Raw genomic sequence first — 19,477 nt, forward strand, 5'->3', positions numbered from 1 at the left:
CCCATGACGCCTCTCATGACCTCGCCGTGGTGGTCGTCGTGGTCGGAGTCGGTGTGGCGCGCCTCGTGGCAGGGGGCGCTGTGCGCGCTGGCGGTCTGGTTGCTGGCCCGGGCCGTGCCGCGCCTGCCCGCGGCCCTGCGCGCCGGCCTCTGGTGGCTGGTGGCGCTCAAGTTCGTGCTCACCCTGGGCTGGCCCAAGCCCATGCCGCTGGCGCTGCTGCCCGTGGAGTCCACGGCCGCGCAATCCCAGACGGTCCGCCTGGACAGCGCGCAATCCCAGACGCAGGGACAGACGGTCATGGTGCTCACGGCGCCCGATGCGACCGTGCGCATGCGGCTGTCGCCGCAAGAGCAGACACCGGTTCACGTGGAGCCCCCTTCGGCCAGGGCGCGGGCCGCCTCGCTCTTCAAGGGCGCGGTGGCGTCGCTCCGCGCGCATCCATGGACGGTGGGCGGGGTGTGGGCGCTGCTCGTCCTCTGGGGCGCGGGCGTGGCGTGGAAGGTGCGGGGGCACGTGCTGGCGTGGCGCCAGGTGCGGGGCATGCGGGAGCGCGCGCGGCCCCTGCGTCACCCGATGCTGGAGGAGGAGGCGGAGTTCCTCGCGAATGAAGCGGGCCTGCGCCGTCCGCCCACGCTGCTCGTGTCGGACGAGGTGGTGAGCCCGCTGGCCGCGGGGCTGCTGTCGCCGGTCATCGTGCTGCCCGCGAAGGCGCTGCGCGACCTGCCGGAGGACTCGCTGCGCATGGCGCTCGCACATGAGATCGCGCACCTGCGGCGCGGGGACCTGTGGCTGGGCTGGGTGCCGGCGCTGGCGGAGACGGTCCTCTTCTTCCACCCGCTCGCGCGCCAGGCGGCCCGTGAGTACGCGCTCGCCCGGGAGGAGGCGTGCGACGCGGAGGCGCTGCGCCTCACCGGCGCGGAGCCCGCGGACTACGGCGAGCTGCTCATCGCCTTTGGCATCACCCGGCCCCCGGGCAGCGCAGCGGCGCTCGGGGCGTCGGCCCACCTTCACGCGCTGCACAGGAGGCTCCGCATGCTGGAACATGTCGATGTCGTCCCCACGCAACCCCGCCGGTGGCTGAAGGGGGCGCTGTTCGCCCTCGGCGCGGTGGTGTTGATGCCCTTCCAGGTCGTCGCCAAGGCGCCCGCGGAGAGCACCGCCCCCGCCGCGAAGGACGCGGCCCCTGCCCCCGTGAAGGTGGGCACCGTCCGAACCCTGCCGGAGGACGCCGCGCCGGCTCCCCGGACGACCGTCGCTTCCCGCGCCACCGCGACGCCTGCTCCTGACGCGAAGCCGTCTTCCGCGGCGAAGCCCACCGCGACGGAGCACTCCGCGAAGGCGCCCGGCACGCCCGCGGACGCGACGCCGCTGCCCGCGCTGCCCCCGCTGCCTCCGCCCACGCCGGGGAAGGCGACCACGCAGCGCACCACCCTGCACGTCCCGCCGTCCGTGCCCGCGCCCGCGCCCATCCCGGACGGTGACAAGCTGGCGCCGGTGCCGCCGGTGCCGCCCGCGCCGCCGGTCGGCAGCAGGCCCACCCCGCCCGTGCCACCCGCGCCGCCGGCCCGTGGCGTGGTGTCCCCGGTAGCGCCCATGGCCCCCATGCTCGCCGCCGCGCCGCGTCCTCCCGCGCCGCCCGCGCCTCCGGACATGGACATCGAGGACGGTGACACCTTCGCGTACCTCTCCGATGGCCGCACGATGATGGCTGGCTCCACGGACGACCTGTACCTGGCGCGCACCTTCAAGCAGACGGGCAAGGACCTGCTCTTCGTGCGCCGCGACAACAAGCCCATGCTGATCCGCGACGCGAAGACGCTGGAGCAGGTGCGCAAGCTGATGGAGGACGACCGCAAGCTGGGCGACGCGCAGGGCTCGCTCGGTGAGAAGCAGGCGGCCCTGGGCAAGCAGCAGGCGGAGCTGGGCCAGAAGCAGGCGGACCTGGCCTACCCCATGTCGCAGATCGCCGCGAAGCACGCCGCCATCGCCTCCAAGCGCGCGGAGATCGCCATGGAGCGCGCCCGCCTCCACTCGCTCGCGGATGGCCCGGAGCGCGACCGCAAGGAAGCGGAGCTCGACAAGCGCGACGAGTCCTTCGACAAGGAGCTGGAGGGGCTGGACAAGGAGCAGGAGGCGCTCAGCGAGAAGATGGAGGCCCTCGGCGAGGAGCAGGGCAAGCTGGGTGAACAGCAGGGCAAGCTGGGCGAGGAGCAGGCGAAGCTGGGCCTGCAGCAGGCCGCCCGCAGCCGCGAGAACATGAAGAAGGTCATGGCCGTCATCGACGAGGCCATCCGCAAGGGCCTGGCCGAGCCCCTGCCCACCTGAGGACGGAGGGCGCGGCCCCTCGGTGACGGCGCACGCGGGGGTTCCCTCTACCGGGACCCGGTGTGAAGCCTGTCTCGGAGGTCGCCATGTCCGCCGCCGTCCCGCAGCACACGTCACGCACCACCATCGACATCCTGGTGCGCCGGGTCCGTGAGGGCTCGAGCGCGTGGGCGAAGCTCGCCCTGACGGAGCGCATCCGGCTCCTGGAGGAGCTGCGCCACGCGTACGTCGCCATCGCGGAGCCCAGCGTGCGCGCGGCCTGCGAGGCGAAGGGAATCGACCCCGGCGGTCCACTCGCGGGTGAGGAGTGGCTCGCCGGGCCCATGGTGGTGGTGCGCAACCTGCGGCTGCTCTCGGACGCGCTGAAGGACATAGAGAAGCACGGCGCGCCTGTCATCCCCGCGAAGCACCTGCGCACGCTGGAGGACGGGCGGCTCGCCGCGCGGCTGTTCCCCCGGGACAGGCTGGAGGGGATGCTGCTGCCCGGCACCACGGGCGAGGTCTACTTCCAGCCCGGCGTCACCGCGGCCAACCTGCGCGAGCACCAGGCGTCCTTCTATCGCAAGCCCCACAAGGGCCGGGTCTGCGCGGTGCTGGGCGGCGGCAACGTCAACTCCATCCCGCCGCTGGACTGCCTCTACAAGCTCTTCGTCGAGGGCACCGCCTGCGTGCTCAAGATGAACCCCGTCAACGCGTACCTGGGCCCGTTCCTGGAGCAGGCCTTCGCGCCGCTCATCGCGCGCGACGCGCTGGCCATCGTGTACGGCGGCGCGGAGGAGGGCGCGCAACTGGTCCACCACGGCGCGGTGGACGAGGTGCACATCACCGGCAGCGACAAGACCCACGACGCGCTCGTGTGGGGCCCGCCCGGCCCGGAGTCCGACGCGCGCCGCATGAAGAACGAACCGCTGCTCGCGAAGCGCGTGTCCAGCGAGCTGGGCAACATCTCCCCCGTGGTGGTGGTGCCGGGGCCGTACTCGGATGGCGAGCTGCGCTTCCAGGCGGAGGACATCGCCGGCATGGTCGCCAACAACGCGTCCTTCAACTGCAACGCGGCCAAGCTGCTGGTGCAGCCGAAGGATTGGAGCAGGCGCGGCGCGCTGGTGGACCGCATCCAGGCGAGCCTGGGCCAGGCGCCGGTGCGCCGCGCGTACTACCCGGGCGCCCAGGAGCGCTGGCACCAGTTCACGGACGCGCGCCCCAACCTGCGGCTGGTGGGCAACCCCGGCGAGGGCGACCTGGCCTACGCGCTGATTCCGGACGTGGATCCCTTGAAGACGGACGACCGCGTCTTCCACCACGAGCCCTGGTGCACGGTGCTGTCGGAGACGGGCCTGCCGGGCTCCGATGAACCGGTGGCCTTCCTGGAGGCCGCGGTGGCGTTCCTCAACGAGAAGGTGTGGGGCACGCTCAACGTGACGCTCATCGTCCACCCGAAGACGATGCGGGATCCGAGGGTGCGCGCGGCGGTGGAGAAGGCGGTGCGGGATTTGCGCTACGGCACCGTGGCCCTCAACACCTGGCCCGCGGCGGGCTACGCGCTGGGCAGCATGCCCTGGGGTGGCCATCCGTCCGCGTCGCCACGGGACATCCAGAGCGGGCAGGGCTGGGTGCACAACACGTTCATGCTGGAGTCCATCGAGAAGTCGGTCCTGCGCGCCCCGCTCACGTCCCTGTTCCCGCCCCCGTGGGTGCCCGGTCACAAGGCGATGGCGACGCTGGCCCGCCGGTTGACGGAATTCGAGCAGTCCCCGTCCTGGTGGAAGCTGCCGGGTGTCGCCCTGGCCGCGCTGCGCCGGTAGGGGCAGGCGGGGAGGCGGGGAATCTGGGGGCTCGTGGTAGGTAGGGGCCATGGCATCCAGGTACGCGCAAGAGGGTGGGCAGTCGCTCCAGCAGGGTCAGCCGGCGGAGGCGGTGAAGAGCTTCCAGAAGGGCCTCTCCATCGACCCGAAGGACGTGGACTGTCTGATGGGCCTGGTGCGCACCCACCTGAGCACCGGCGCCGCGAAGGAGGCCGAAGGGGCCGTGACGCGCCTGTTGCAGGTGCAGCCGGACAACACGGAGGCGCAGGCGCACCTGGCCATGCTCAAGGCGCAGGCCGGAGACCCCGTGGCGCTGGTGACGCTCAAGGCGCTGGCCGCCGCGCCCACCGCCGGCTACTTCGAGCGCTTCAACCTGGGCACGCTCCTGGCTGAACGCGGCGACCTGGAGGGCGCGAAGGCCGCCTTCGAGGCCGCGCAGGTGGTGGCCCCCCACAGCGTCTATCCGCACTTCGAGCTGGGCCGCATCGCCGTGCAGCGCGGGGACACGGCGGCGGCGGTGACGCACTTCCAGCAGGCCTCCGTGCTGGCGCCCCAGGAGTCCCTGCCGCACCTGATGCTGTCGCGCGCGCACGCGGCGAACGGCGCCATCGGGGCTGCCATCGCGGCGGCCACGCGGGCGCTGGAGCACGCGCAGGGCCGCACGCGCGTGGCGGTGCTGCAGGACCTCTTCCGCCTCTACCTCCAGGCCAGCAGCAAGGACGCGGCCCGCCGCACCATCCTGGAGCTGCGCGAGCTGGACCCGGCGCAGGTCCGCTACGTCCACCTGCACGGCCTGGCGAGCATGCTGGCCGGGGAGCTGGCGGAGGCGAAGGCCCTCTTCACCGAAGCCCTCCAGCGCGCTCCGAACCAGTGGGACATCCGCCACTCGCTGGCGCAGGCGCACGAGGCGCTGGGCGAGCGCGCCGAGGCCCGCAAGCTCCTGGAGGAGACCGTGGCGATGGTGCCCCACGAGCCCGGCCCCACCAACGACTTGGTGCGCCTGCTGATGGGCGACCAGGACCACGCGCGGGCCCGCGTGCTGCTGGAGCGGGTGCTGGAGGCGAACCCCCAGGACGCGCTCACGCACCTGAACCTGGCGCGCGCCACCCAGCCGTTCGACCGGGCGGAAGCCACCAGGCACGCCAGGCAGGCGCAGTCGCTGGGCACGGCGGACGCGTCCGTGAAGGACCAGGCGGCCCAGCTCCTCACGGAGCTGAGCGGCTGACGCACCCCGTCTTCCCCTGACCCGGGCCCGTGCCTACCTTCAGGCCCGGTCCAATCAGGGGCAGGGGGGCGCATGCGCAAGGCGGAGCAGGCATTGATCGAGCAGCTCGAAGCGCGCTTCCGCGAAGTGACGCGGCTGCTCTACACGACCTCCATCCCCGCGTCGGTGCTGGACGCGGAGCTGATGCCGATGATCGCGGAGGACGTCACCTTCACCGACCCCTGGCAGAAGGGGGGCGGCAAGGAGACGTACCGCAAGGGCGCGGCGGGCTTCCACTGCATGTTCCGCTTCGACTTCGACATCTTCCAGCTCAACGTCCAACTGGAGCCGGATGGGAAGAGCGGGCGGGCCATCGTGGACGGGGTGATGAACCTCAAGCAGTTCGCGTGGCTCTACACGTACCCGCTGCGCACGCTGCTCGTGTACGACTTCACGCTCCAGCGCGGCGAGGACGGCGGCGAGGTGCTGCCGCTCATCCACGCGCATGAAGAGATGTGGAGCTTCGGCGACATGATCGCCAACGTGCCCGGCGTGGGCGCGCTCTACGACCGCTTCCGCAACGCCTTCAGCGTGGGCTTCCTGGCGGCGTCCGCGCTGTGCGGGCGCCTCAAGCAGTCCACTTGAGACCGGGGCAGGGCGCGGGCGTCATGCCCTGACATGTCTGTCGTTATCCGCGGGGTGTTGCTCGCGGTGCGGCCGTCTGTCGGCCAGTGGGCACGGGTGTTGCTCTGGGGCGCGGGGTCCCCTGTCCCCGGAGGTCCCGCGTGCGCCGCTGGCTGTTGCTGCTACTCCCTCTTCTTGCTGGCTGTGAGCCCGGGCTGGAGGCGGCCGGCGTGTTGGATGCCACGGCGACGCGGCTCGAGGACGACCGCGTCTCCGTCGAGGTCACCCTGGCCTGCGGCCTCGTCTACGGCATGGGGCGGTCGCAAGGCTGTGACGCGGATGGCGAGCGCGTCTGCGTCTCCGCGGCGTGGTACGCGGCCGACGACACGGCCTTCGCCCATCCGCTGCACCGGGCGGAGTCGTGCCAGAAGGTCCCCGACATCATCGGCACCCAGGTGACGGTCACCACGCCGGACGCCGTGGCCCGTGACCCCGGGCTGCGCATCCTGGTCAGCGCGGATCCCCGCGTGTCGAACGTCGTCATCCCCAACCCCTGAGACCCCCATGCATCCGACCTTCATCCTCGTGGCCCTCGCGGGCCTGCTGACGGCCTGCGGGCCTCGTTGGGACGCCGTGGGCGTTCGCGCCGCCTCCGCCATCCGTGACGCGGACGACCACGTCACCGTGACCGCCGTCCTGACCTGCGTGCCGGCGAACGGCTCGGAGCCCGACGGCTGTGACAAGGACGGGGAGTCCCTCTGCATCGGGCTCGTCGGGTACCCGACCCCGGAGGTCCTGCCGGAGGAGCGCTCCTCCCTGGGCGTCTGGCGCGTCTCCGAGTGTCTGCAACCCAAGCACTGGGAGGGGACGACCGTGGTGTTGCGCTCACCGGAGCCCGTGCCGCGCGACGTGCCCTGGACCCTGGAGCTGGGACGGACCCTCATCGGTGGAGAGGGCCCGCGCGTCTTCCTCGCGAGCCCCTGACGCACGGGTGCTTCAGGCGGGGATGAGCTTCTCCGCCTGGAGTTGACGCATCAGCGCGACCATGGCCTCCGCGCTGTCCAGGTGCATCTCCTGGAAGCCGAAGCGGCGGGCCTTGTTCACGTCGAAGAAGGCGTCGTTCTCCACGCCGAAGATGAAGTCGCCAAAGGCCCAGTTGGCCAGCTTCTTCAGGCCATGCGGATGCAGGCCGTGGCGCTGCGTGAGCGCCTCCCAGACGGGCGACTTGTCCTTCATCGCCTCTGTCAGGGAGAAGGGCTGCGGATCCGCGCACGGGATGCCGAACGCGTCCGCGATGCGTGGGAACACCTGGCTCCAGCGGAAGACGTCGCCGTTGGTGATGTTGAAGATCTCCCCCGCGCACGCCTCATTCAGGGCGGACCACTCCATGGCCTTGGCGAGCACGGTGGCGTCCGTCACGTTGGCCAGGATGGAGTACGCGCGGGGCGTGGAGGGGAAGCGCAGCGGGACGCGCAGCGCCTTGCACAGCGACGCATACACGCCGATGAGGTTGCCCAGGTTCATGGGGTTGCCCACGGCCAGGCCCATCATCATGTCGGGCCGCAGGGCGGTCCAGGTCCAGCGCCGGCCCTGGGACGCGTCGCGCAGGAAGTCCTCCTGGTCGTAATAGAAGTTGGGCGGGAAGTGGCGCGGGTCGGTCTCCTTCGCGGGCGTCTTGTAGAGCCCGAACTGCGCGCCATACGCCTTGCCGCCCTGGATGAAGGACACATGGCGGAAGCCGGGCGCGTGCTTCTCCAGCGCCTCCACGACGTTGCGCAGGAGCGACACGTTGATGCGCGTGAGGTCCGCCGCGTCCGGGTGCTCCTGGTAGGCGGCGAAGAAGACGTGGGTGACGTCGCGCAGCCACTCCGCCGCGCCGGCGAGCGAGTCCGGCGACAAGAGGTCCAGCGGCTTCACCTCCGCGCGCGTGGCGAAGTCCGGCGCGCGGCGCGACACGGCCTTCACCTTCCAGTCCGGCCGTGTGTCCAGGTACGTGAGGAGGTTGCGGCCGATGATGCCGGTGGCGCCCAGCACCAGCGCCGTGTGCTTCGTCGTCATGAGGGTGTCTGTCTTTCTCAGCGGCCGAACAGCCCGCGCCGCTTCGTCTGCTGCGCCTGTCCGCCCAGTCGTGACAGCCTCTGGCCCAGGATGCGGCTCATCTCCAGCGCGACGGCCGGATTCGCCATCATCACGCCGCGGAAGTCCTCGCGGCCCACGGCGGCCAGCTCGCACGGCGTGGCGGTGACGGCGGTGGCGTTGCGCGGCTCGCCCGTGAGCAGGGCCAGCTCTCCGAAGAAGCCGCCCTGCTTCACCGTGGCCATGGTCTGCCGGGAGGCATCCTTCATGGCCACCTCGCCGGAGATGACCACGTAGAAGGTCTCGCCCGCGTCGCCCTGGCGGAACAGCTCCGTGCCCGCGGGCGTCTGGAGCAGCTCCGCGCCGCGCGCCACCGCCTCCAGTTCGTGGTCACTCAAGGGTGCCAGGAAGTCCAGCTTGCGCAACGTCGTCGCCAGTGATGACGCCACGCCCGCGCCCAGCGGCGGCTCGGAGGTGAGGAACTCCACCGCCTGCGCCACCTGCGTGCGCCGCGCCACGAGGATGACGTTGTGCCCGGCCTTCAGCACCGTGTTGCCCTCCGGCAGCGCGGTGTGGCCCTGCGGATCCACCAGCGCGATGAAGATGCACTCGCGAGGAAAGCCCTCCATGCCGCGCACCTGCGCCACCGTCTGCCCCGCCACCCGCGCGCGCACCGGGATGGCCAATTCAAACAGGAGCGCGTCACCGCTGCTGAGCGGCAGCGACCCGGACACCTGCGGGAAGTCGATGGCGGTGGTCATCTTCGCCACCACCACGTCCGCCTCCGCCACCAGCTCCTTCACGCCCGCCAGCCGGTACGCGTCGCGGTAGTTCGTGTCCAGCATCCGCACCATCAGGCGCGCGCTGGACGTGGAGCGCACCAGCATGGCGAACGCCAGGTTCGCCGGGTCGTGCGCCAGCACCGCCGCCGCCACGTCCGCCGTCCCGATGCCCGCCGCCTCCAGCACGCGCGGGTTGGTGGCGTCTCCGCACACCGTCACCACGCCCACCTCTTCGAAGAGGCGCGCGCAGATGCCCGCGTCGCGTTCAATCACGGTCACCGTGTGCTGCTCCGACACGAGCCGCGCCGCCAGCGCGCCGCCCACCCGTCCTCCCCCCGCGATGACGATCTTCATGACGCCTTGTGCTCCTTGCCTTCCGAGTTCGCGTGCCCGCCGTGCAGCACCTTCTCCAGGTCCAACATCCGCGCGTCCAGGTGCGCCAGCATCTCCTCCGCCGTCCCCTCCGGAATCAGCCCGTTGCGCCGCGCGCCCTGCAACGCCGTGCGCTCCGCGTCGATGAGCCGCCGCCGCGTGCTCAAGAGGTCCTTCGCCCCCTCGGCCAGGTGCTGCTCGCTGATGCGCCGCAGCTCCCGCTCCGCCCGGGCGATGTTCACCTGGTACTCGCTGCGCAGGTGCTCATAGGCCGCGCGCGGCAGCAGGCCCTGCGAATGCAACGCGTCCAGCTCCACGTGCGCCGCGCGGCTGGCGATGAGCTTGCCGCGCTGCTCGGCCATCTCCAGCGCCACCGCGTCCTGCTGGAACAGCCCCAGCCACTTGAGCGCGCCCGTGAGCATCAGCCCCTGGCCCACCATGGACACCAGCGTGACGCCGAACGCGATGGAGACAATCTGTTCGCGCGCGGGCGTGGTCTCCGGAAGACCCAGCGCCAGACCGATGGACAGCGCGCCCTTGATGTTGCCCAGCAGGAACACGTGCTGCCAGCGCAGCGGGATGGACTCCGCGGGCTTGAACAGCCGCAACAGCAGGAAGGGCACGTAGATGGCCACCGCGCGCCCCAGCACCACCGCCACCACCGCGATGCCCACGCCCGGCAGGTGCCCCTGGAGCGCCTCCGGCCGCGTGTCCAGGCCCACGGAGAGGAAGAGGAACGTGTTGACGCCGAAGGTGGCGTACTCCCAGAAGGAGTGGATGGCCACCTGGCTCTGCGGCGGCACCTCCCGCCGCAGCGTCACGCCCACCGCCAGCCCCGCCACCACCGCGGAGATGGCGCCCGACAGGTGCACCTCTTCCGCCATCACGTAGGACGCCAGCGCCACCGCCGTCGTCACCATGATCTCCGCGAGCGGATCCTCCGCGCGCCGGATGATGAAGCCGCCCAGCAGGCCCAGCGCCAGGCCCACCACCGCGCCGCCCACCGACGCGAGCAGCACGTGGCCGCTCAAGGAGCTCAGCGAGGGCGCCGCGCCGCCCGCCACCACCGCCGCGATGGCCGTGTACGCCACCAGCGCGGTGCCGTCGTTGAAGAGGCTCTCGCCCTGGATGATGCCCGACAGCCGCCCGGGCACCGGCGCGCGGCGGAAGGCGTAGAGGATGGACACCGTGTCCGTCACCGCGAGGATGGAGCCCAACAGCAGCGCGGGCCCCCACGCCAGATGCAGCATCCAGTGCAGCGCGGCGCCGGTGGCGCCAATGGCGAGCACCATCCCCAGCGTGGACAAGAGGCCAATGGGGACCGCGTTCGCGCGGATGCCATTGAGGTCCGCCATGATGCCGCCCTCGAAGAGCAGCAGCGGCAGGCAGATGAGGAACACCACCTGGGGATTGAGCGGAGGCACGCCCGGCAGCAGGTGTGCAACCGAGATGAGCAAGCCACCAAGCACCAGCGCGACGTTGTACGGCACGCTGGCCCGCTTGGCGGCGATGGCAAGCGCGATGGCCGCCACCATCAGGCCGATTAAAATGGGTACTTCCAGCAGCACGGCGACTCCACTGGGACCGGGAAGGGGACGCGAAGCTTTCCAGATTCGATCCGCGTGGTACAGCGGGACCCCCGATGAAATCCGGCTCGCTTGACACCCTGGTGCTCTCCGTCACGGCCCTGCGTAAAACCTACGGCGCCCACACCGCCGTGGACGGCATCTCCTTCCACGTGCGCCGCAACGAAATCGTGGGGCTCCTGGGCTCCAACGGCGCGGGCAAGAGCACCACCATCAACATGCTCCTGGGCGTGCTCCAGCCCACCTCCGGCACCATCGCCATCGAAGGCACGGATTTGGAGACCCAGCGGGTGAAGGCGCTGTCGCGCACCAACTTCGCCGCCGTCTACGCGCCCCTGCCCGGCAACCTCACCGTGGCCCAGAACCTGCGCGTCTTCGGCCTCATCTACGGCGTGAAGGGGCTGTCCGCCCGCATCGAGACGCTGCTGGAGCAGTACGACCTGAAGCGCTTCCGCGACACCAAGTGCGGCGTGCTGTCCTCCGGCGAGCAGACGCGCGTGTCCCTGGCCAAGGCCATGCTCAACGAGCCCCGCCTGCTGCTGCTGGACGAACCCACCGCGTCGCTGGACCCGGCCACCGCGCTGGACATCCGCACCCGCATCAAGGCCTTCGCCGCGCAGGGCCACAGCAGCGTGCTGTGGACGTCCCACAACATGTACGAGGTGGAGTCCGTCTGCGACCGCGTCCTCTTCCTGGCGCGCGGCCGGGTGCTGCTGGAGGGCGACCCGAGGACGCTGCCGCGCGAGCACGGCAAGGCCTCGCTGGAGGAGCTGTTCATCGCCGTGGCCAACGAGCCGCTGGCCCTGGAGAGGACCGAAGCGCCATGAACCTGAACCACGTCGCGGGCATCGCGCTGCGCCAGTTCTATCTCTACAAGGGCAACTTCGCGCGCGTGGTGCCGCTGTTCGCCTGGGTGGCCGTGGACATGGTGCTGTGGGGCTTCATGACCCGGTACCTCAACGAGGTGACGTCCGCCGGCTACGACTTCGTGCCGGCGCTCCTGGGCGCGGTGCTGCTCTGGGACTTCTTCGCGCGCGTGATGCAGGGGCTGACGACGGGCTTCTTCGAGGACGTCTGGTCGCGCAACTTCCTCAACGTCTTCGCCACGCCGCTCACGCTGCCGGAGTACGTGGGTGGCCTGGTGGTGACGAGCATCGCGACCAGCGCCATTGGCCTCGTCGTGATGCTGCTGTTGTCCACCACGGTGTTCGGCCTGTCGTTCGCCGCCTACGGGGCGCTGTTCATCCCCTTCGTGATGGTGCTGTTCCTCTTCGGCATCGCGCTGGGCATCCTCAGCAGCGCGATGGTCTTGAGGTTGGGCCCCGCGTCCGAGTGGTTCGTCTGGCCCATCCCCAGCCTGCTGTCCCCGTTCGTGGGCGTCTTCTATCCGCTGTCCACGCTGCCGGAGTGGATGCAGTGGGTGGCGAAGCTGCTGCCCCCGTCCTACGTCTTCGAGGGCGTGCGCACGCTGGTGGCCGGCGGCGAGTTCTCCGGCGCCACGCTCGGCTGGGGCTTCGCGCTGGCGCTCCTGGACATCGTGCTGGCGGGCTGGGTGTTCCAGCGCGTCTACCGCTACGCGGTGCGCACGGGCCTCCTGGCCCGCTACAGCGCGGAGAGCGTGAGCTAACGCCGCACGCGCAGCAGCAGGTCCTTCTTCGGGCCGCACTCGCCCCGGCCGTCGCAGTTGCTGGTGGTGACGTACAGGTGGCCGTCGGGGCCCATCAGCACGTCGCGCAGGCGGCCCCAGGTGTCGCGCAGGTACACCTCGTGCCGGGCCAGCCCAGGTTGTCGCCCGCCTTCACCACGTTCACCTCGTCGTGGCCAAAGCGCATCGTCTCACCGCTGGGGCCGTGGTCGGTGAGGTACAGCGTGGTGGCGTCCTTCCAGTCAAAACCTTGCGTGTTGCGCACGCCCAGCAGGAACACGGGCGAGTCCGGAAAGGGATTGTCCCGGGGCACCGCTCCATCCGGCGTCAGGCGCAAGAGCTTGCCCGCGGGGCTGGCCAGGTCCTGGGACAGGTCCGGATCCCGGGCGTCGCCCGTGCCCACGTAGAGCATGCCGTCCGGTCCGAAGCGCAGCCGCCCGCCGTCGTGATACTTCGCGGAAGGGATGCCGCCGAAGATGACGCGCTCGAAGGCCGCGCTCGTGCCGTCCGCTGACAGCGTCCAGCGCTCCACCCGGTTCTGCGCCTTCCCGTCCGCCTGGGTGGTGACGTACAGGTAGAACTGACGGTTCGTCGCGAAGTCCGGGTGCGCGGCGATGCCCAGCAGGCCCCCCTCGCCGTTCGCCGTCAGGGGCAGCGTGGCCACGGCTCGCGGTTGCAGTTGGCCTCCGCGGAGCAGCCGCACGCGGCCCGGCCGCTCGGTGATGAGCGCGTCCCCGGCTCCGCCCGGCAGGAAGGCCACGCCCCAGGGGACCTCCAGCCCCTCGGCCACCACCTCCACGGTGACGGGCACGTCGCCGTCCTGTCCCCAGCCGTCCTCCATCCGGACGCAGTCCGCGGCGGAGGCCGTCCCCTGCGCCTGGCTCTTGCGGCAGGCGGAGGCGGAGGCGGTGAGCACCACGAGGGCGGACAGGAGCAGGCGTCGGCAGCGCATGGCGGCAATCTAGCGTTGGTGAACGCGGCCTACCGACCTGGAAGGGGGGCAGGCGAGCGCACTCGGGACTGGAAGACGGTGCCGGGTGGCATTGTCGCGGCCCCTGTCGTGGGCACCTTGCTCGGGCGGGTTCAACGGCAACCTTTGCCCAGCGGGGAGGCAGTTCCATGGCGCGCATCGCATTCATCGTGGCGAATGACTTCGAGGACTCCGAGTTCCAGGTCCCCTACGACAAGCTCAAGCAGGCGGGCCACGAGCCCGTCGTCATCGGCGTGGAGGCCGGCAAGACGCTCAAGGGCAAGAAGGGCGCGGAAATCCGCACGGAGAAGGCGGTGAAGGAGCTGAAGGCCGCGGACTTCGCCGCGCTGGTGATTCCTGGTGGCTACTCGCCGGACCACCTGCGCATGGACATCGCCATGGTCGGCTTCGTGCGCGACTTCTTCAAGGCGGACAAGCCCATCGCCGCCGTGTGCCACGCGCCGTGGATGCTGGTGGAGGCGGACATCGCGGACGAGCGCACCGTCACCTCGTTCCCCTCCATCAAGACGGACCTCATCAACGCCGGCGCGCGCTGGGTGGACCGCCAGGTGGTGGAGGACGGCAACCTCATCACGTCCCGCAAGCCGGATGACCTGGAGGCCTTCTGCGCCGCCCTGCTGCGCCAGCTGAAGGACGGCATCGCCCCACGTCTGGAGTCACCTCTGGCCCCGGAAGCCACCGCGGACCGCGCACCGCCAGTGCACTGAACCGAAAACAACGCGGAACATGGTCCAACAGGACCCAGGCCCCCAGGGTGCGTCATGCGCTCTGGGGGTTTCTACGTGCCGCGCGAAAGACCGGATTTTCTCCGGCGGCTCCCCCTGCCTGCCCCCGCTTCCAGAGGGAAAATGTTGGCGGGAAGACCCTGCGTCCCCGCGGCGCATTGCGGTGTCGGGAGCATGCGTTGGGTTTTTGCTCCTCTGGAATTGTTCCGTTGTCTTTGGTTCTTCGGTACAACACACTCAGACATTTGTACGGGGTTGCCACAACCCCAGGGGAGTCATCTCTTCCCTGAATTTTACAGCTGAGTTGCGATTATGCAGCTCAGGTGTTTATTGTTCCGGCGGTAACGCCCCCCTCGACGGACCGCGCCAACACTGGCGGTCACTGTGCGCTCCCCATGAATCCGGCTCCTCGAACCATGGTGTCCCAGCCCCGTCAGGTTGTCCGGGCGGTGCTCAACGAAGCGCTGGAGAGCAAGCTGGGCGGTGAGGTGGTGGTGAAGTCCACCACGGTCTCCGGGCGCATCTTCGTGGTGGAGCGCAAGGTGGCGTGGACGGTGCTCACGGGCCCGGGCGCGCGCAGCTTCTCCACGGCGCTCATCGACGCGAAGCTGGTGAGCCGCGAGGACGTCGAGCAGGTGATGGCGGAGTGCCGCAAGAGCGGCGGCAACTTCTGCGAGACGCTGGTGGCGTGGGGTCTGGTGCCGCGCGACACGCTGCGCGACCTGCTCCGCGGCCATGTGGGCGCGCAGTTGGAGACGCTCTTCGTGCTGACGGAGGCGCAGGCCCTCTTCGTGCCGCAGCCGCGCTCCTACTCCAGCCAGCTGACGTTCGACCTGGCGGAGCTCACGGCCGACGCATCACAGACGCAGCCTGCCGTTCCGCAGTCGCAGTCCCCCTCGGGTCCCCCCGTCCTACTGGAAGGTGAAGTCATGGCGAACGTGAAGCAGGCGCTGGAAGAGGCGATGAAGATTGAAGGGGCGTTCGCGGTCTGTCTCGCGGATGCCAACAGCGGGATGACCCTGGGAAGCGTCGGTGGGAACGCGGCGTTCAACGTCGAGGCGGCGGCCGCGGGCAACACCGAGGTGATGCGCGCCAAGCTGAAGACGATGAAGGCCCTGGGCATCAAGGACCGCATCGAGGACATGCTCATCACCCTGGGCGAGCAGTACCACATCATCCGACCGCTCGCGGCCCGCGAAGGCCTGTTCCTCTACATCGCGCTGCATCGCTCGAACGCGAACCTGGCGATGGCGCGCTTCCGCATGGCGGATGTGGAGAAGACCATCCAGCTCTGAGGCTTCACCTGAGTGCCACCCCCACGCCGCCCGTTTCCCTCCTGGAGGGAAGCGGGCGGAGGCGTTTTGAGGTCATAGGTTTTATGACAGGCGGAGTGCCCAGGTATATATACCTGGGCACTCCGCCTGATATGGCCCGCCGAACGAAACTCCAGCTTGCCGCCGGGCTGATCGCCCAGGCCTTCCAGGATGAGCCTGGACGGGTCTACTCGCGCCCGGCGCTGACGGCGATGCTCAAGCGGCACCGCGAAGAATGGGGGCTTCCTGCTTCAGTAGGGCTGTCCGGCTTCATCCAGTTCCTGGCGGACTCGAAGCAGCTCTCCGTGGTTCGCTTGTCCTCGGACACTGGCGAGGTGGTGACGCGCTACGTGTGGGAGCAGGCGTCGCCCCTGGCCGTGGCGCTGACGCTGCGCCCGTCCGCCTATCTCTCCCACGGGACGGCGGCGTGGTTGCAGGGGCTGACCGACCAGTTCGCCAAGGTCATCTATGTCAACAAGGAGCAGAGTCCGAAGCCCCCTCCCAGGGGCGGGCTCACCCAGGAGGCCATCGACCGTGCCTTCAAGGGACATCAGCGCGCATCCACCTACGTCTTCCACTTCGACATCTACCGGGCCGTCCTGCTCAGCGGAAAGAACACGGGAGCGCTGGGGGTGGAGGACGTACCGACACCCGAAGGGGAGTTCCTGCCCGCCACGAACGTCGAGCGGACGCTGATAGACCTGACGGTCCGCCCCACCTACGCAGGGGGAGTCGAGGAGGTCCTGGGGGCCTTCCGGCGTGCGCGTGAGCAGGAAAAAGTGGACGTGGAGAAGCTGCTCCAGACGCTTGCTCAACTGAACTACGTCTATCCCTATCACCAGGCCCTGGGCTTCTACATGGAGCGGGCGGGCTTTGAGGCTGATGCCCTTTCTCCTCTGCGGGCTCTAGGACTTCAGCACGACTTCTACCTGGCTTACGGGCTCAAGGACCTCGTGTACGACGCGGGCTGGCGGCTACACCATCCCCGCGGCTTGTAGCCGGGCAACCTCCGCGCAGACGAAGTCGAAATAGAAGTCGAAGGACTCCAGCACTTCGCCTGTGACCGCTGCCTCCACTGCGGACCAGCTGCGGCGATGGAACTCCCGGTGGCGCTCCTCCGCAAGAAGCCGCAGGAGCGTCAGGGGCACATCCTTGGATGCGAAGATGCCCTCCAGGAGCGCGCGGTGCATGGTCAGGTCCACGCCCGCGTAGCGGACGCAGGCGTGCAGGTCATAGAAGTCCCGAGCTCGGCTGGCAGGGTTCTTCCGTGGCTCGTACTCGTCCATCTGCTGGCAGAGGGCCCGTAGCTTCTCGGCGGCGATCATCGCGGGCGTGTACACGAAGCATCGCTGACCGTTGATGAGCGTGGCCTCGGCCTTGCCCTGGCAGAACTCGAACTTGCTGATGTCGATGGTCCGCTTCGGCGCACTTCGCCGATGCAGCTCCTGGACCTGAGCCGGGTTGGGAACAGCTCCTTTCTTCGCCTCACGTCGACGCAGCTCTTCTTCGAGCCGCTTCATCGCCGCGACAGCCAGGACCTTGAACTCCGCATGGTAGCCACCCCAATTCACCCCAGGGCCTGAGCTGGAGGGCTTGGGCCCGAAGCGGAAGTCGATGAGCGCATACCCGGCAGCGGAGAATCGCGATGCCAGCGCGGCCTCCAGCTCACGCCCCAAGGCACCTGCGTCCTCGACGTCTCCTTCCATTGAGTAATCCAGGTCCATGGAGGCTCGCGCGCCCAGTTGATGGATCAGCTGCAACGCGTTTCCTCCCTTGAGCACCAGCCGGTCGAGCAAGGACTCGTTGGACGCGATGGCGGAAGCGGTGAGGACCGCGAGCTCGAATGCAGGAGTGGACGTCACGGTGGCATTTCCGGCAACAGGGGTCAGTGGTCGCCCGCGCGCTTCTCACCGGCTTCCACGCGCAGGGCCAGGCGGTTGCCGCGCGGAGGCAGCGGGCAGGTGGCGAAGCGGGAGAAGGCGCACGGCGGATTGTAGGCGCGGTTGAAGTCCAGCACGACGCGGCCGTCCTTGTCCGGCAGCGGCGCTTCGAGGAAGCGGCCGGCGCCGTAGGTCGCGTCGCGGTTCGTCTCGTCACCGAAGACGATGAACAGCGCTTCGTCTCCCTCCTCCCCCACGGGCGTCAGGCGGTACTCCTTGCCCGCCATCGTGAAGACGAGCGTGCCGGCGGCCTTCATCTCCTCCGCGTACCCCAGCACCGTGGGCACGCTGAGCATGCGCGGCTTTTCGTCCGGCACCAGCTTCGCCTCCACCTTCCAGTCCGCGCTGGCCGGATACATGGGGATGCCGTGGAACTGCTTGCGCGCCGCCGCCTCCGCGTCCTTCACCCGCACGCCCAGCCGGTCCTGGCGGCGGATGATCTGGAAGTTCACGCTCCCCAGCCGCACCACGTCCGGCGCGCCCTTCTCGTCTGTCTTCAGCGCGCCGCCCGTGAAGGGTTTGCCCTCCAGCGTGAAGGCCACCCCCGGCGCGGGCTGGAAGCTCACGGTGTCGCCCTTGCGCACGAAGGTCCCCGCGTTGGCCGGCGCCGGGGAGGGCAGCGGCACGGCGCTGCCGGGCGCGGAGCCGGCCGTCTGCTCGCCCTCCTTCAGCCAGGTGAGCCCCACCAGCGTCAGCCAGCCGTCCGGCGACTGAAGGTGTTGCAGCCGCTCGGCGTGCCACGCCTGGGTGGCGGCGGCGACGTCCTCCGCGGGGGCCTTCTTCTGCGTCTGCGCGGCGGGCTTCGGGAGCGGCTTCGCGGGCGGCGAGGCCTGTAATGCCAGGGACAGGACCAGGGCGAGGGTGCTCATGCGGAGGGGCCTCGGAGCGCGGGAGGGAAGGGCAGGGGCGCTGGGGCCAATGTCTAACAGGTGCCCGTCCCGGTTGCGCGCGGTCCTCCCGCCGTGCAAAGGCTTGAGAAACCTTCCATGAACCTGGACCTCCACCCCGCGCCTCCAGCCAGTGCCCTGCGAAAGCTCGCGCTGGGGACGTGGCGCGCGCCGCGAGACCCCACCGCCTACGCCGCGCTGGAGGTCCGCATGGAGCCAGCGCTCGCGTTCATGGCCACGCACCGCACGCTCACCGGCCGCCGGCTGACGGTGACGCACCTGGTGGCGAAGGCCGCGGCGGACGCGCTGCGCCGCTACCCGGAGGCCAACGTCGTGCTGCGCGGCCAGCGCCCGTGGCTGCGCGAGGACGTGGGCGTCTGCGTGCTGGTGGTGCAGCCCGCGAGCGGCGCGTCGCGCGTGGACCTGACCACCGCCACCGTGCACCGCGCGGACCAGAAGTCGCTGGAGGCGCTGGCGGATGCCATGGAGGCGCGGGTGTCGCGGGTCCGCGCGCGCGAGGACGTGGAGATTGAGCGGGGCAAGCGCCGCTCGTCGTTGTTGCCCGGCTGGCTGATGGGCCCCGCGCTGCGGCTGTTGTCCTTCGTCTGGTACGGCCTGAACGTGGACCTGCGCCGGGTGGGAATGCCGTTCGACCCGTTCGGCTCCGTGGCGGTGACGAACCTGGGCTCGCTCGGGTTGGAGCGGGGTTTCGTCGCGATGGTGCCCTACACCCGCGTGCCGCTCCTGCTGGCGCCCGGGCTCGTGCGGGACGTGCCGGTGGTGGAGGACGGAGCGCTGGTGCCCGGCAAGGCCATGACGCTCACCTGCACCTGGGACGCGCGTCTCATCGACGTGGACCTGGCGGCGCGGGTGCTCCGGCACATCGGCGGCGCGCTGGAGGACCCGAGCGGGTGGGATGCACCCGGGACCGAAGCGCGGTAGAACAGGGGCATCATCCGGAGGTCAGCGCATGTCCGTGGATCCCTTTCGTCGCGTCGGCTCGTCCCGCCCCATCGGCCGGGTGCTGAGCGGTCAGGACCGCTTCGAGAAGGAAGCCCTGGAAGGGCCCCCTGAAGGCCCCCTGGCCATGGACCGCCGCCAGCGCATGGCGGGCGGTCCGCTGCCGGTGAACGGCGAGAGCCCCTTCGCCGCGAAGCTGCGCAAGCTGGGCGCGTCGAACCCGGACGGCAAGGAAGACTGACGCG

General features: G+C 70.1%; 19 protein-coding genes. 13 read left to right on the forward strand and 6 right to left on the reverse strand.

The features are described 5' to 3' along the window. Positions 1-3 precede the first annotated feature (3 nt). The 6 genes from JYJ93_RS06940 to JYJ93_RS06965 all read left to right on the forward strand — a co-directional run bounded on the left by JYJ93_RS06940 (position 4) and on the right by JYJ93_RS06965 (position 6,939). Positions 4-2,325, forward strand: coding sequence for a M56 family metallopeptidase (locus JYJ93_RS06940; RefSeq protein ID WP_206787438.1), 2,322 nt, complete (start codon positions 4-6; stop codon positions 2,323-2,325). Positions 2,326-2,411: 86 nt separating this feature from the next. After that, a complete protein-coding gene (locus tag JYJ93_RS06945) occupies positions 2,412-4,127 on the forward strand; it encodes an aldehyde dehydrogenase (protein WP_206787440.1) in 1,716 nt (571 codons plus the stop codon). A gap of 49 nt (positions 4,128-4,176) precedes the next feature. Further along, entirely contained in the window at positions 4,177-5,352 is a 1,176-nt protein-coding gene (locus JYJ93_RS06950; protein WP_206787442.1) for a tetratricopeptide repeat protein, read from the forward strand. Between the two features lie 72 nt (positions 5,353-5,424). Further along, positions 5,425-5,976 carry a hypothetical protein gene (locus JYJ93_RS06955; RefSeq protein ID WP_206787444.1) on the forward strand — a complete coding sequence of 184 codons (552 nt, stop codon included), beginning with the start codon at positions 5,425-5,427 and terminating at the stop codon, positions 5,974-5,976. Between the two features lie 140 nt (positions 5,977-6,116). Next, positions 6,117-6,512 (forward strand): hypothetical protein, encoded by a 396-nt coding sequence (locus JYJ93_RS06960; RefSeq protein WP_206787445.1) that lies wholly within the window; start codon positions 6,117-6,119, stop codon positions 6,510-6,512. 7 nt (positions 6,513-6,519) lie between these two features. Continuing rightward, positions 6,520-6,939 (forward strand): hypothetical protein, encoded by a 420-nt coding sequence (locus JYJ93_RS06965; protein ID WP_206787446.1) that lies wholly within the window; start codon positions 6,520-6,522, stop codon positions 6,937-6,939. A gap of 12 nt (positions 6,940-6,951) precedes the next feature. Here JYJ93_RS06965 and JYJ93_RS06970 read toward each other — a convergent pair whose 3' ends face one another. From JYJ93_RS06970 to JYJ93_RS06980, 3 genes are read right to left on the reverse strand one after another with little or no spacing between them, the layout of a single operon-like run. After that, a complete protein-coding gene (locus JYJ93_RS06970; protein ID WP_206787447.1) occupies positions 6,952-8,013 on the reverse strand; it encodes an SDR family oxidoreductase in 1,062 nt (353 codons plus the stop codon). A gap of 17 nt (positions 8,014-8,030) precedes the next feature. After that, positions 8,031-9,167, reverse strand: coding sequence for a cyclic nucleotide-binding domain-containing protein (locus tag JYJ93_RS06975; protein ID WP_206787448.1), 1,137 nt, complete (start codon positions 9,165-9,167; stop codon positions 8,031-8,033). Next, a complete protein-coding gene (locus tag JYJ93_RS06980; protein WP_206787449.1) occupies positions 9,164-10,753 on the reverse strand; it encodes a cation:proton antiporter in 1,590 nt (529 codons plus the stop codon). The genes JYJ93_RS06975 and JYJ93_RS06980 overlap by 4 nt, the downstream gene beginning before the upstream one ends. Positions 10,754-10,827: 74 nt before the next feature. Here JYJ93_RS06980 and JYJ93_RS06985 point away from each other — a divergent pair, with 74 nt between their 5' ends. Together JYJ93_RS06985 and JYJ93_RS06990 are read left to right on the forward strand one after the other, a co-directional pair. After that, positions 10,828-11,598, forward strand: a complete 771-nt coding sequence (locus JYJ93_RS06985; protein WP_206787450.1) for an ABC transporter ATP-binding protein — start codon at positions 10,828-10,830, stop codon at positions 11,596-11,598. After that, complete coding sequence (locus tag JYJ93_RS06990; protein ID WP_206787451.1) at positions 11,595-12,398, forward strand: ABC transporter permease; 804 nt, start codon at positions 11,595-11,597, stop codon at positions 12,396-12,398. Before JYJ93_RS06985 ends, JYJ93_RS06990 begins: the two co-directional genes overlap by 4 nt. Positions 12,399-12,492: 94 nt before the next feature. Here the strand turns inward: JYJ93_RS06990 and JYJ93_RS06995 are convergent, their stop codons facing one another. Beyond that, a complete protein-coding gene (locus JYJ93_RS06995; RefSeq protein ID WP_242543697.1) occupies positions 12,493-13,368 on the reverse strand; it encodes a PQQ-dependent sugar dehydrogenase in 876 nt (291 codons plus the stop codon). 167 nt (positions 13,369-13,535) lie between these two features. On the opposite strand from JYJ93_RS06995, the gene JYJ93_RS07000 reads away from it, so the two are divergent. From JYJ93_RS07000 to JYJ93_RS07010, 3 genes are all read left to right on the forward strand, one after another. Next, entirely contained in the window at positions 13,536-14,114 is a 579-nt protein-coding gene (locus JYJ93_RS07000; RefSeq protein ID WP_206787452.1) for a type 1 glutamine amidotransferase domain-containing protein, read from the forward strand. Positions 14,115-14,548: 434 nt separating this feature from the next. After that, complete coding sequence (locus JYJ93_RS39880; protein WP_242543698.1) at positions 14,549-15,427, forward strand: hypothetical protein; 879 nt, start codon at positions 14,549-14,551, stop codon at positions 15,425-15,427. 131 nt (positions 15,428-15,558) lie between these two features. Then, positions 15,559-16,443: a hypothetical protein gene (locus JYJ93_RS07010; RefSeq protein WP_206787453.1), complete on the forward strand. Its 885-nt coding sequence runs from the start codon at positions 15,559-15,561 to the stop codon at positions 16,441-16,443. Here JYJ93_RS07010 and JYJ93_RS07015 read toward each other — a convergent pair. Beyond that, positions 16,420-17,307 carry a nucleotidyl transferase AbiEii/AbiGii toxin family protein gene (locus JYJ93_RS07015; protein ID WP_206787455.1) on the reverse strand — a complete coding sequence of 296 codons (888 nt, stop codon included), beginning with the start codon at positions 17,305-17,307 and terminating at the stop codon, positions 16,420-16,422. The two genes, JYJ93_RS07010 and JYJ93_RS07015, sit on opposite strands and share 24 nt — an antisense overlap. 23 nt (positions 17,308-17,330) lie before the next feature. Beyond that, positions 17,331-18,254 (reverse strand): DUF1684 domain-containing protein, encoded by a 924-nt coding sequence (locus JYJ93_RS07020; protein ID WP_206787457.1) that lies wholly within the window; start codon positions 18,252-18,254, stop codon positions 17,331-17,333. 117 nt (positions 18,255-18,371) lie between these two features. On the opposite strand from JYJ93_RS07020, the gene JYJ93_RS07025 reads away from it, so the two are divergent. Together JYJ93_RS07025 and JYJ93_RS07030 are read left to right on the forward strand one after the other, a co-directional pair. After that, entirely contained in the window at positions 18,372-19,214 is an 843-nt protein-coding gene (locus JYJ93_RS07025) for a 2-oxo acid dehydrogenase subunit E2 (RefSeq protein ID WP_206787459.1), read from the forward strand. A 28-nt stretch (positions 19,215-19,242) separates the two neighbouring features. Then, positions 19,243-19,473: a hypothetical protein gene (locus JYJ93_RS07030; protein ID WP_206787460.1), complete on the forward strand. Its 231-nt coding sequence runs from the start codon at positions 19,243-19,245 to the stop codon at positions 19,471-19,473. Positions 19,474-19,477: the final 4 nt, after the last annotated feature.

It is taken from the genome of Corallococcus sp. NCSPR001 (assembly GCF_017309135.1).
Classification (GTDB): domain Bacteria; phylum Myxococcota; class Myxococcia; order Myxococcales; family Myxococcaceae; genus Corallococcus.